Source organism: Duganella sp. GW821-FHT07G03 (assembly GCF_059418605.1).
The window spans coordinates 276,440-287,864 of sequence record NZ_JBWKQE010000002.1; the positions used below are offsets into that span (position 1 = coordinate 276,440).

Annotated in this window: 15 protein-coding genes; 7 read left to right on the forward strand and 8 right to left on the reverse strand. The window is 65.6% G+C overall.

All coding sequences use genetic code 11. The features are described 5' to 3' along the window. Positions 1–144 precede the first annotated feature (144 nt). Complete coding sequence (locus tag AC07OK_RS05120) at positions 145–633, reverse strand: hypothetical protein (RefSeq protein WP_494689263.1); 489 nt, start codon at positions 631–633, stop codon at positions 145–147. Between the two features lie 79 nt (positions 634–712). Between AC07OK_RS05120 and AC07OK_RS05125 the strand changes: the two genes are divergently transcribed. The 3 genes from AC07OK_RS05125 to map all read left to right on the forward strand — a co-directional run bounded on the left by AC07OK_RS05125 (position 713) and on the right by map (position 2,792). Then, a complete protein-coding gene (locus tag AC07OK_RS05125; protein WP_494689264.1) occupies positions 713–1,465 on the forward strand; it encodes a DUF6597 domain-containing transcriptional factor in 753 nt (250 codons plus the stop codon). Between the two features lie 72 nt (positions 1,466–1,537). Next, positions 1,538–1,903, forward strand: a complete 366-nt coding sequence (locus tag AC07OK_RS05130; protein WP_217944812.1) for a VOC family protein — start codon at positions 1,538–1,540, stop codon at positions 1,901–1,903. Between the two features lie 46 nt (positions 1,904–1,949). After that, positions 1,950–2,792 carry a type I methionyl aminopeptidase gene (gene map / locus AC07OK_RS05135; RefSeq protein WP_494689265.1) on the forward strand — a complete coding sequence of 281 codons (843 nt, stop codon included), beginning with the start codon at positions 1,950–1,952 and terminating at the stop codon, positions 2,790–2,792. Here map and AC07OK_RS05140 read toward each other — a convergent pair. The 5 genes from AC07OK_RS05140 to AC07OK_RS05160 form a co-directional block, all read right to left on the reverse strand. Continuing rightward, positions 2,779–3,105 carry a barstar family protein gene (locus AC07OK_RS05140; RefSeq protein ID WP_217944808.1) on the reverse strand — a complete coding sequence of 109 codons (327 nt, stop codon included), beginning with the start codon at positions 3,103–3,105 and terminating at the stop codon, positions 2,779–2,781. The genes map and AC07OK_RS05140 overlap by 14 nt on opposite strands. Continuing rightward, complete coding sequence (locus AC07OK_RS05145; RefSeq protein ID WP_494689266.1) at positions 3,105–3,542, reverse strand: ExbD/TolR family protein; 438 nt, start codon at positions 3,540–3,542, stop codon at positions 3,105–3,107. The genes AC07OK_RS05140 and AC07OK_RS05145 overlap by 1 nt, the downstream gene beginning before the upstream one ends. Before the next feature lie 106 nt (positions 3,543–3,648). Beyond that, positions 3,649–4,308, reverse strand: a complete 660-nt coding sequence (locus tag AC07OK_RS05150) for a MotA/TolQ/ExbB proton channel family protein (RefSeq protein WP_494689267.1) — start codon at positions 4,306–4,308, stop codon at positions 3,649–3,651. After that, positions 4,308–5,114, reverse strand: coding sequence for a 4-hydroxy-tetrahydrodipicolinate reductase (gene dapB, locus AC07OK_RS05155; protein WP_494689268.1), 807 nt, complete (start codon positions 5,112–5,114; stop codon positions 4,308–4,310). The genes AC07OK_RS05150 and dapB overlap by 1 nt, the downstream gene beginning before the upstream one ends. A gap of 16 nt (positions 5,115–5,130) precedes the next feature. Beyond that, positions 5,131–5,781, reverse strand: a complete 651-nt coding sequence (locus tag AC07OK_RS05160; protein WP_494689269.1) for an outer membrane protein assembly factor BamE — start codon at positions 5,779–5,781, stop codon at positions 5,131–5,133. Between the two features lie 266 nt (positions 5,782–6,047). Here AC07OK_RS05160 and fur point away from each other — a divergent pair, with 266 nt between their 5' ends. Next, positions 6,048–6,476, forward strand: coding sequence for a ferric iron uptake transcriptional regulator (gene fur / locus AC07OK_RS05165; protein ID WP_020700775.1), 429 nt, complete (start codon positions 6,048–6,050; stop codon positions 6,474–6,476). Between the two features lie 23 nt (positions 6,477–6,499). Here the strand turns inward: fur and hrcA are convergent, their stop codons facing one another. Together hrcA and AC07OK_RS05175 are read right to left on the reverse strand one after the other, a co-directional pair. Continuing rightward, positions 6,500–7,516: a heat-inducible transcriptional repressor HrcA gene (gene hrcA, locus AC07OK_RS05170; RefSeq protein WP_494689270.1), complete on the reverse strand. Its 1,017-nt coding sequence runs from the start codon at positions 7,514–7,516 to the stop codon at positions 6,500–6,502. Positions 7,517–7,584: 68 nt separating this feature from the next. Next, positions 7,585–8,292 carry an HAD family hydrolase gene (locus AC07OK_RS05175; protein ID WP_494689271.1) on the reverse strand — a complete coding sequence of 236 codons (708 nt, stop codon included), beginning with the start codon at positions 8,290–8,292 and terminating at the stop codon, positions 7,585–7,587. Between the two features lie 92 nt (positions 8,293–8,384). Here AC07OK_RS05175 and AC07OK_RS05180 point away from each other — a divergent pair, with 92 nt between their 5' ends. The 3 genes from AC07OK_RS05180 to AC07OK_RS05190 all read left to right on the forward strand — a co-directional run bounded on the left by AC07OK_RS05180 (position 8,385) and on the right by AC07OK_RS05190 (position 11,273). Continuing rightward, positions 8,385–9,803, forward strand: coding sequence for a metallophosphoesterase (locus tag AC07OK_RS05180; protein WP_494689272.1), 1,419 nt, complete (start codon positions 8,385–8,387; stop codon positions 9,801–9,803). A 143-nt stretch (positions 9,804–9,946) separates the two neighbouring features. Further along, positions 9,947–10,552, forward strand: a complete 606-nt coding sequence (locus AC07OK_RS05185; protein WP_494689273.1) for a hypothetical protein — start codon at positions 9,947–9,949, stop codon at positions 10,550–10,552. 58 nt (positions 10,553–10,610) lie between these two features. Then, entirely contained in the window at positions 10,611–11,273 is a 663-nt protein-coding gene (locus AC07OK_RS05190; protein ID WP_494689274.1) for a hypothetical protein, read from the forward strand. The last annotated feature ends 152 nt before the right edge of the window (positions 11,274–11,425 follow it).

Consider the following 11,425-nt stretch of genomic DNA (forward strand, 5'->3'; position numbering starts at 1 on the left):
GCGTCATTCGACATATTGAATGAATGTGTCGATTTTTCTTACTTTTTTAAACATATCGAATGAACATATCGACTTGATCGACATGTCCATCAATTATTCTTAACCGCTGTCATCACCCCACTTTAACTCAAGGCGTCCAAGGCCTTAATCCGACTTGTAACGATCGCTGGAATTGGACCACTCGGGGCGTTTTTCAACTGGAACGTCGCCCTGATCGAAGCTGTCCAGCTGTTTCAACGACTTGGCGTCATACAGGATTTCGTGGCCGGCGAAGTGCTTGCCGCCGCAGTCGATGGCAATGCGGCTGCCTTTTTTCCAGTACCAGAATTCGCGGATGAAGGGGAGGCACTTGATGGTGCGGGTCTTGCCGTTGCGGTAGATGCGCAACTCGCTGGAGCCCCAGGTGCTTTCGCCCTCCTCCGGCGGCTCGCCCCTGTAGAGCCATGCAGCGCTCTCGCCGTCCGGGGACAGCTGCGGCTCGGAAGCCTTGCCGTTGTTAGCGATGCTCAGCACCTTGCCAGCTGCGGTGACCACGCGAATGTTGCCTGCGTTGTCTACCGTGACACCCTTCAGCGCCGCAGCCTGTGCGTGCAAGCTCAGGGCCAGTGCAGAAACGACGATCAACTTGTTCATAGTGACTCCGATTGCAGTATTGGCATTGTTGCCAGCATAGCCGAATCTGGATGAATGGGGTGCATGGCATACTATGCGGATGTATTACCGCGAATATCCTCCCCACCCAGCGCTGGCCGCGCATGTCGAGTGCATGTGGGCCGCCTGCGCGCCGGGCGGCGCCCATACGCACCGGGTGCTGCCGGATAACTGCGTCGATATTCTGTGGCAGGACGGCGGCCGGCCCGGCTTCGCGGTCGGCATGATGAGCAGCGCCATCCTGGTCGCCAGCGGCGAGCCGCTGCGGACGGTGGCGGTGCGCTTCAAGCCCGGCGCGGCGGGCGCCTTCCTGGCCGCGCCGCTGCACGCGCTGACCGACCAGCGGGCCGATATCGACCAGCTGTGGGGCCGCAACGATGCCGAACGGCTGGCCGATGCGCTGTGGACTTGCGAGCTGTCCGACCGCGAGCGCATCGCCCTGATCGAGCATCAGCTATTGCACCGGCTGCGCGCGGCCGGCCAGCCGGGCGACCCGGCCGATGTGCTGATCCGCCGCGCGCTGGCCGCGCTGGACGCCAGCGGCGGCGTGCTGCGCATCGAAGACCTGGCAGCGCAGCTGGGCGTGTCGCGCCAGCACCTGGCGGCGCTGTTCCGCGCGCGGGTCGGGCTGTCGCCCAAGCTGTATGCGCGCATCTGCCGCTTCCGCCGCGCCACGGCCGCGCTCAAGGCCGAGCCGTCGCCGGACTGGGCGCAACTGGCTTTGGCCTGCGGCTATTTCGACCAGTCGCACCTGATCCACGATTTCCAGGAATTCGCCGGCAGCGCGCCGGAACGCTTCCTGCTGGCGGCCTAGCTTCCATTTTTACAATCGCGCCCGCCGCCATTGTGCCAAGATGGTGTTTTCAACATCTCAGTGGAGACAAGCATGATCAAGGGATTACGCACCGTGGCCTACCCGGTCGCCGACCTGGCGGCCGCCAAGGCCTGGTACAGCAAGGTATTCGATACGGCACCCTATTTCGACCAGCCGTTCTACGTCGGCTTCAACGTCGGCGGTTTCGAGCTGGGCCTGATCCCGGACGGCAAGCCGGGCCAGACCGGCAGCATGGTCTACTGGGGCGTCGACGATATCGCCGCCGAAGTCGAGCGCATCGTCGCGCTGGGCGCCACCGTGCACGGCGCGATCCAGGACGTCGGCGAGAACATCAAGACGGTCGAACTGGCCGATCCGTTCGGTAATTTGCTTTGCCTTATTGACAACCCGCACTTCGACTTGAAAGCGGTGCGCTAGCGGTTGTGGCAGAATACGCGGCTTAAAAAATGAAAGAGGTAGTCCCATGTCCCGTCGCAACGCCAACCTGATCAAGTCGCCCGAGCAAATCGTCCTGGCGCGCGTCGCCGCCCAGCTGGCGGCCGACGTGCTGACCATGATCACGCCGCACATCAAGGCGGGCGTCAGCACGGCCTACCTCGACCAGCTGTGCAACGACTACATCGTCAACGTGCAGCAGGCGATCCCGGCCAATGTCGGCTACGGCGGCTTCCCGGCCACCGTGTGCAGCTCGGTCAACCACGTGGTGTGCCACGGCATTCCGGCGGAAGACCACATCCTCAAGGATGGCGACATCATCAACATCGACGTCGCCGTCATCCGCGACGGCTGGCATGGCGACACCAGCCGCATGTACTACGTCGGCGAGCCGTCGAAGGCGGCGCGCAAGCTGGTGGAGACCACCTATTCGGCGATGTGGGCCGGCATCCGCGCCGTCAAGCCGCGCGCCACCCTGGGCGACGTCGGCTTCGCGATCCAGACCATCGCCGAGAAGGCCGGCTACAGCGTGGTGCTCGATTACTGCGGCCACGGCATCGGCATGGTCTATCACGAGGAGCCGCAGGTGGCGCACTACGGCCGTCCGGGCCAGGGCGTGGTGCTCAAGCCGGGCATGCTGTTCACGATCGAACCGATGATCAATGCCGGCAAGGCGGCGACCAAGGAATTGAACGACGGCTGGACCGTCGAGACGCGCGACAAATCCTTGTCGGCGCAATGGGAGCACATGGTGCTGGTGACCGAGACCGGCTACGAGGTGCTGACCCTGGCACCGGGCGAGACCGGCGCCAAGGCGCTGATCCCGAACGCCGTGCCTGCGGGTGTGGCAGCCCCGGTTAGCGCAGCGTAAGCTTCAGGGCCGGCTTCTCGCCGTAGTCTTCGTAGCGCTCGTTGATGCCGGCCACGCAGTAAGTCATCTCTTCCAGGATATCCGGCACGGCGGCCTTCATCGCCTCCGCGCCCGTGATGACGATTTCCAGCACTTCGTTCGGCTTCAGGCGGAACTTGCTCATGCCGTCTTCGTCGCGCAGATAGCTCAGGCAATCGACCCAGGCGTCCATCGTGTTAGCGTAGCCGTCGGGGAAGCCCAGCGCGGCCTTGCAGGCGGCGTGGAAGGCGTCAAAGTCGGTGATCGCCGCGCCGTTCAGTTCTGCGGTTGCCATTATTTTTTCTCTTTCTGGGGGGGCGCCGAGCCGTCGGTGACGAAGCTCAGCTTGGTTAATCCATTCGACTGCGCGGCCGCCATCACCTGGGCCACCACTTCGTAGCGGGTGTCCTTGTCGGCGCGCAGTTGCAGTTCCGGCTGCGGCTCCAGCCTGGCCGCCTCGACCAGGCGCGCTTCCAGCACGCTCTGCTCGACCGGGTCGTTATTCCAGAATATCTTGCCGGCGCCATCAATCGACAGCGTGACCGTCGCGGCCTGCTGCGGGCTCGCTTGCGCCTGCGCTTTCGGCAGGTCCAGCTTGACGGCGTGGGTGAACATCGGCGCGCTGAGGATGAAGATCACCAGCAGCACCAGCATCACGTCCACCATCGGCGTGACGTTGATGTCGGCCATCGGGCCGGGATTGCGGTGGTGGTTGAATGCGCCAAAACTCATAGTTGCTCCCAAAAACGGGGGTCAAGTCTGACATTCGGACACGTGCTCTGCCGTAGCGGCCGCTACGGCAGAGCACGTGTCCGAATGTCAGACTTGACCCCCTCCGTTACTTCGTCAAATACGCGTGCAGGTCGTGCGCGAAGGCGTCCAGCTCGGCCAGGGTCAGCCGGTTGACGCGGTTGAATCCGTTATACGCCAAGACGGCGGGGATCGCCACCGTCAGGCCGATGGCGGTCATGATCAGCGCCTCGCCCACCGGGCCGGCCACTTTGTCGATCTGCACCGTGCCGCTGGCCGACACATTGGCCAGCGCATGGTAGATGCCCCAGACCGTGCCCAGCAGGCCGACGAAGGGCGCGGTGGCGCCTATCGACGCCAGCAGGGTCAGGCCGCTTTCGAGGCGGTTGGTGGAGTTCTGGATCGCCACGCGCAGCACGCGCGTCACTTGCGCCGCATGGCCCATCTCGCCGCCCAGCGAAGCGCGCCCGGCGGCTTTCAATTGCGCGGCGCCTTGCTGCGCCAGCGGCAGGAACACTTGCTCGGGATCGGCCAAGCTCAGCGCGGCGACGCCGTCCTGCATCGACGGCGCCTCCCAGAACGCCTGCACCGCCGGCGCGCTGCGGCGGATGCGCCACGCGGCATAGCTCTTGGCCAGGATGAAGAACCAGCTCACCAGCGACATCGCCAGCAACACCAGCGCCACGATGTGGCTGATGGTGTCGCCCTGCTCCCAGTAGCTGGCCAGGGTGAAGTGGTTGGGCATCATCAGTTCAGCGCCAGCACGTCGTTCATGTCGTACAGGCCGGTGGCCTTGTCGGCCAGGAAGCGGCAGGCGCGCAGCGAACCGTGCGCGTAGGTCACGCGGCTGCTCGATTTGTGGCTGATCTCGATACGCTCGCCGGTGCCGGCGAACAGCACCGTGTGGTCGCCGACGATGTCGCCGCCGCGGATGGTGGCGAAGCCGATCGACGACGGATCGCGCTCGCCGGTCACGCCTTCGCGCGCGTAGACGGCGCAATCCTTCAGGTCGCGGCCGAGCGCGTCGGCCAGCACTTCGCCCATCTTCAGCGCGGTGCCGGACGGGGCGTCGACCTTGTGGCGGTGGTGGGCTTCGATCACTTCGATGTCGTAGCCGACCGCCAGCGCCTTGGCCGCCTGTTGCAGCAGCTTGAGCGTGACGTTGACGCCGACGCTAAAGTTGGGCGAGAACACGATGGCGGTCTTCTTGGCCGCCTCGGCGATGGCCGCCTTGCCGGCGTCGTCGAAGCCGGTGGTGCCGATGATCATCTTGATGCCGTGCTCGGCGCAATAGGCCAGGTGCTCCAGCGTGCCTTCGGGACGGGTGAAGTCGATCAGGAACCGGGCGCCGGCCAGGCCCTTGGCCAGGTCGGACTCCACCGGCACGCCGGCCGGCTTGCCGAGGAAGGCGGCGGCGTCGCTGCCGACGTTGGCCGAGCCCGCGCGGTCCAGCGCGCCGGACAGGGTGGCGTCGGGCGCGTCGAGCACCGCTTCGATCAGGATGCGGCCCATGCGGCCGCCGGCGCCGGCGATGGCGATGTTCAGGTCTGTCATGCGTCTGTCCTCGTGCTTATTTCTTGTCGTTGTTCACCGTGACGCCGACCGGCGAGGCGGCGGAGTTGTCGCTGCCGGCCGGAATCGGCGAGGTATTGCCGACCGGACGCGCGTCCGGCACGCTCAGGTCCTTCTTGACCTTGGGCGCCGGGCCGGCGATGCGGGCGATGTATTCTTTTTCGGTCGGCAGGTTGCCGCCTTCCCAGCGCGCCACTTTGCCGTCCTTGTCGAAGAACACGATCACGCGGCTGGTGGTGATTTCGCCGTTGCCCTTGGCCATGCGGAAGGCGTAGTCCCAGCGGTCGGCGTGGAACGGGTCGGCCAGCAGCGCGGTGCCGAAGATGAAGCGGACCTGGTCGCGCGTCATGCCGGCCTTCAGTTGCGACAGCATCTCTTCGGAGACGAAGTTACCCTGCTGGATGTCCGGACGATACGGCGAGAAGAACCACATGAACTTCTGCAGCTTGGTGATGGTGGTCGTTTGCGCGCCCTTGTTGGCGTCGAGCGTGGTGCCGGTTTCCTTGACGTCGGTCGATTTCTCGCCCAGCGTGGTGTTGGACGCGCAGCCGCCCGCGGCCAGCGCGACGCAAACAGCGCCGGCGAGCAGCGGCGCGCGGCGGGTGAAACGGTGCAACAAAGACTGCGATAAAGCCTGGGTGACGCGCATGGTTGTCCTCAATCTGATCGAGCGGAAGTGCCGAAAAACGCTATATCATAAAGCACAAGGTGCGAGATGGGGCTGCGCGGGCACTCGGAGAGTTCGCATTATCCTGCAAATCCGGAACTATGTCCTTGTTTTATAAAGATTAATTGTAAAACATTGCAAATGTAAATTTCACGCGGGAGGGCGCGTCTCGCGTTGAAGGTGCGGCGCCTGTCGGAGTGCGTTAAACTGTCGGCTCGCAATCGCCAACCACTCAAAGAGTCGACATCATGAGCAACAATCCTACCGACCTGAAGGCCAGCGGCCTGAAAGCCACGCTGCCCCGCCTGAAAATCCTGGACATTTTCCAGAACAGCGAAGTGCGCCACCTGACCGCCGAGGATGTCTACAAGATCCTGCTGTCCGACAATATGGACGTGGGTCTGGCGACCGTGTACCGCGTGCTGACCCAGTTCGAGCAGGCCGGCCTGCTGAACCGCAACCACTTCGAGACGGGCAAGGCGATTTTCGAATTGAACGAAGGTTCGCACCACGATCACCTGGTGTGCCTCGATTGCGGCCGGGTGGAAGAATTCTTCGACGAGGAAATCGAATCGCGCCAGCAGATCATCGCCAAGGAGCGCGGCTTCAAGATTGCCGAGCATGCGCTGGCGATCTACGGCAACTGCACCAAGACCGCCTGCCCGCACCGCCCTTAAAACCTCGGGGGTCTGCCCCCCGCTTAGTTGTGGCTCAGCGCGTTCGACAGCAGCTTGGCCGTGATGTCGACGATCGGTATCACCCGCTCGTACGCCATGCGGGTCGGGCCGATCACTCCCAAGGTGCCGACGATCTTGCCGTTGGCCATGTAGGGCGCGGTGACCACGCTCATCTCGTCCATCGGCACCAGGCTCGATTCGCCGCCGATGTAGATCTGCACGCCGCTGGCCTTGCTCGAGACGTCGAGCAGCTGCATCAAGCCCGTCTTCTGCTCGAACATGTCGAACATCTGCCGCAGCGACGTCATGTTCGACGACAGGTCGCTCACCGACAACAGGTTGCGCTCGCCGGAGATGACCATGTCGTCCGAGCTGTCGGCCATCGCCTCGCTGCCCGCCTCCACCGCCGCCTGCATCAGCCGCCCCATGTCATCGCGCAGCTGGCGCACTTCGTTTTGCAGCCGCATGTGCACTTCGTCGAAGGCCAGGCCGCCGTAGTTCTGGTTGATGTAGTTGGCCGAGTGCACCAGCTGCGCCGGGCTGTAGTCTACGTCGGTCAGCAACAGCCGGTTCTGCACGTCGCCGGTCGGGCCGACGATCACCAGCAGGATGCGCTTCTCCCCCAGCCGCAAAAACTCGATCTGCTGGAACACCGATTCGCGCCGCGGACTGAGCACCACGCCGGCGAACTGCGACAGCGACGACAGCATCTGCGCCGCGTTGGCAATCATCTTCTGCGGCTGCGGCGCCTGCAGCCGCATGCGCCCTTCGACCGATTGCTCGTCCAGGTGCTGCACCGTCAGCAGGGTGTCGACAAAGATGCGGTAGCCGCGCGGCGTCGGCACCCGCCCGGCCGAGGTGTGGGGACTGGCGACGTAGCCCAGCTCCTCCAGGTCGGCCATGATGTTGCGGATGGTCGCCGGCGACAGGTCCAGCCCGGAAATCTTGGACAGGGCGCGCGAGCCCACCGGCTGCCCGTCCGCGATGTAGCGTTCGACGAGGGCCTTGAGCAGGGTTTGTGCGCGTGTATCGAGTTGCATGGTCATTCACTGATGGTATTTCTGCTTATTATGCACGCTCTGCGCCGGACAGGGGCCGCGGCGTGGCGTCAATGCTGCATTTGCCCGCGCACCCATGCCAGAAGTGCATCGAAACTTGCACAGATGGCGTCCGGCGCCACGCCGGCCTCCAGGTGCGCCGTGCTGCCGGCGCGGTTCATCCATACCGCGCGCAGGCCGGCGCCCTGCGCGCCCTGCACGTCCAGCCGCAGGTCGTCGCCGACGTAGACCGCGTCCTGCGGCGCCACGCCCATCGCCTCGCAGGCGGCCAGGAAGATGGCCGGATCGGGCTTGGCGCGGCCGAAGCGCGACGAGGCCAGCACGGTTTCGAAATGGTGGTGCAGGCCGATGACTTCAAGGTCGGCGTTGCCGTTGGTGATCACGCCCAGCCGCAGCAGCGCCTGCAGCTCGGCCAGCGCCGGCAGCACGTCGGCGTACGGCGTGACGGCGTTGCGCTGCACTTGGAAATGGCGCATGGCGCCCTCGATGTGGGCGGCGTCGGCGCCGGCCTCGGCGAAGGCCTGCTCCAGCGCCACGCGGCGCAGCTGGTACAGGTCGACGACCAGCTCGGGACGCCGCTCCAGCAAGGCCATGCGGCGCGCCCGCAGCTCGGCGATCGAGTAGCGCTGCGCCACCTCGGGCGCGTGCTCGGCCAGCCAGGCGTGCCAGCTGGTTTCCGCCGCCGCGATCACCGGGCCGATCGGCCACAGGGTGTCATCAAGGTCGAACAGCAGGACGTGCGGGCGGCGATAGTTCATGGCGGGCAGGGAAAATTGGAATCCGCATATTGTCGCACCGATCGCCGCTTGGCGACGGCATGGTAACATCGGATTCCCCCGCTGGAGCCGCCGTGCCTTTGACTATGTTTGTGACGATTTGCCGCCGCTGGGCGCCGCCCCTGCTGAGCGCCATGCTGGCCGGCTGCGCCACCGTCGGCCAGGCGCCGGCCTTTTCCTCCTTCGTGGTGCTGGGCGAACAGGGCGCCGCCGTGGCGCGCGTGCTGATCGCCGCCCCCGCCTGCCCCGACATCGTCATCGACCAGCGCGCGCAGCCGATGGCCTTGCGCGCGCCGGCCGCCACCCTGGCGCTGCGCAGCACGCCGTCGGCCCCGGCCGATTCCAAACCGGCCGCCTTCCCGCTGCTGACCTGCGAGGCGCCGCTGCCGGCCGCCGGCAGCTATGGCCAGGCGAGCGTGCTGGGCCGGCCGCTGCCGCTGCCGAGCGCGGCCCCACGGCGCATCGTCGTGCTCGGCGACACCGGCTGCCGCCTGCAAAAAAACAGCCACAGCTACCAGGCCTGCAACGACGGCGCCGCCTACCCATTCGCCGCCATCGCCGCCGCCGCCGCCGCGTGGGGCCCGGAACTGGTGATCCACGTGGGCGACTACCACTACCGCGAAAACGCTTGCCCGGACGGCAACGCCGGCTGCGCCGGCAGCCCCTGGGGCTACGGCTGGGACGCCTGGAACGCCGATTTCTTCGCGCCCGGCGCGGCGCTGCTGCAGGCGGCGCCGTGGGTGATGGCGCGCGGCAACCACGAAAACTGCCTGCGCGGCGGCCAGGGCTACTGGCGCCTGCTCGATCCGCGCCCGCTGCTGCCCGGGCGCGACTGCAACCGCGCCGCCGACGACGCCGTCGGCAACTACAGCGATCCCTACGCCGTGACTATCGGCCAGGACACCCAGCTGCTGGTGCTCGACAGCGCCAGCACCAGCTGGAAGGGCCTCAAGCCGGGCGAGCTGGGCTACGACAAGTACCGCGAGCTGTACCGCAAGCTGGAGGCGCTGGCGCGGCAGGCGCCGCGCAACCTCGGCATCGTCCACCATCCGCTGCTGGGCATGGGCGCCGACCGCAAGGCCGACGGCGCCACCGTGCTGCTGCCGGGCGACGCCGGCCTGCAGCAAGCCTTCGGTTCGCTCAACGCGCAGCTGCTGCCGGACGGCATACAGGCGATGCTGTCCGGCCATGTGCATCTGTGGCAGCAGGTCAGCTTCGCCAGCGGCCATCCGAGCCAGTTCATTTCCGGCTTTTCCGGCACCGCCGAGGACACCGTGCCGCTGCCGGAACGCTTGCCGGACGGCGTGACGCCGGCGCCGGGCGCGCAGGTCGAGCAGTTCAGTTCCTGGGTCGACGGCTTCGGTTTCATGAGCATGGAGCGGCTGGGCGCCGACCAGTGGCTGGTGCGGGTGCACGACCAGCAAGGCCGGGTGCGCAACACGTGCCGGCTCGACGGCAAGCGTTCGCGCTGCGAGCGGGCGCAGGTCAACTAGGCGACGGCGCCGCCGCAAGTGTCACAAGCTGTTACATCGCTGAGCGGTCCGGCCTGAGCAAATGCACTAAAATACGGGCCATTCCGTGTAAGATGCTGGACCCGAGTGTTGCCGGGCCCTATACGTTTTTAAGAGAGATTTTTATGAAAAGTTTGTATCTGCGTTCGGGCCTGGCCCTGGTGTGCGCCGCCTTGCTGAACGCCTGCGGCGGCGGCAATGGCAACCTGGCCCTGTCCGGCACCATCACCGGCCTGACCAAGCCCGACCTGGTCCTGGTCAACAACAAGACCGGCGAAAAACTGCCTATCGCCGCCAATGCCAGCAGCTTTGTGTTCACCAAGCTGGCGGCGGTCGATGAAGAGTTCAATGTCACCGTGCTGACCCCGCCCACCGGCGGCAGCTGCAAACCGGTCGGCACCAGCAACGTCGGCAAGGCCAACGCCTACACCTCGTACTCGATCCAGTTCACCTGCCAGGCCAACCCTTACACCCTGGGCGGCACCGTTACCGGCCTCAGCAGCACGGGCCTGATCCTGGCCAACGGCGCCGACACCGTCAACGTACCGCCGCCGGCCACCGCCGGCGCGCCGGTCTCGTTCACCTTCGGCAACACGGTCGGCGACGGCTCGCCCTATGGCGTGACCGTGCTGTCACAGCCGAAAGATCCGGCCCAGACCTGCACGCTGTCCAGCAATGTCGGCACCATGCCGGCCAGCAGCTTCCTCGGCGTGACCGTCACCTGCAAGTAATTCCGGCGCCGGCCCGCATCGCGATGGCCGGCCGATCCGCCTCTTTTTGGAGTAATTGATGAAATTTTCGACTTTGAGCGCCGTAGCGGCGCTGATGCTGGCCGCCGCGCTGTCCGCCTGCGGCGGCAAGGCCCAATTCGCCGTGCAGGGCACGATCAACGGCCTGACCGGCACAGGCCTGGTGCTGGCCAACGGCGACGACAGGCTGCCGGTGGCGCCGGCCACCACCAGCTTCGCGATGCCAAGGCAAATCCCCTACGGCACCGAGTACAACGTCACCGTGCTGACCAACCCGTCGCACCAGACCTGCGCACCGGTGTCGGGCGGCTCCGGCTCGGCCGGCCATACGGTGGCGATCGCCGTGATCATCAACTGCGTCCAGAACAGCTACTCGGTGGGCGGCCCGTTCATCGGCCTGTTCAACAAATCCGAGGCGGTCGCCGCCAGCGGCACCACCGCCGCAGTGGCCGCCGTCCCGCGCGTCGTGGTGCTGCTGAACGGCTCCACCGGCGGCCAGGTCTCGGTATCGAGCGCCGCCGCCACGGATGCCGTGCTGGGCAAGGGCGAGTACGTGTTTGCCTCGTCGGTGGCCGACGGTTCCGCCTACGGCGTGACCATCCTGTCGCAGCCGGACGACCTCAACTGCTCGCTGGCCAACAACACCGGCGTGGTCAACGGCGCCAACATCAGCAACGTGACGCTGAGCTGCAAACCGAAGTAATCCAGAGGTGGGAGCGCCGCGCGGAATGCGCGGCGCGGCGGCCGGAGAGTTATACGTTATCGTGATGTTCGATATTCTAAAAATAAACTTGCGTTATATGCCGCGCCGCAGCATACTTCATTTGTCTCCTCCACTTCTTGCAAAGGAATTGG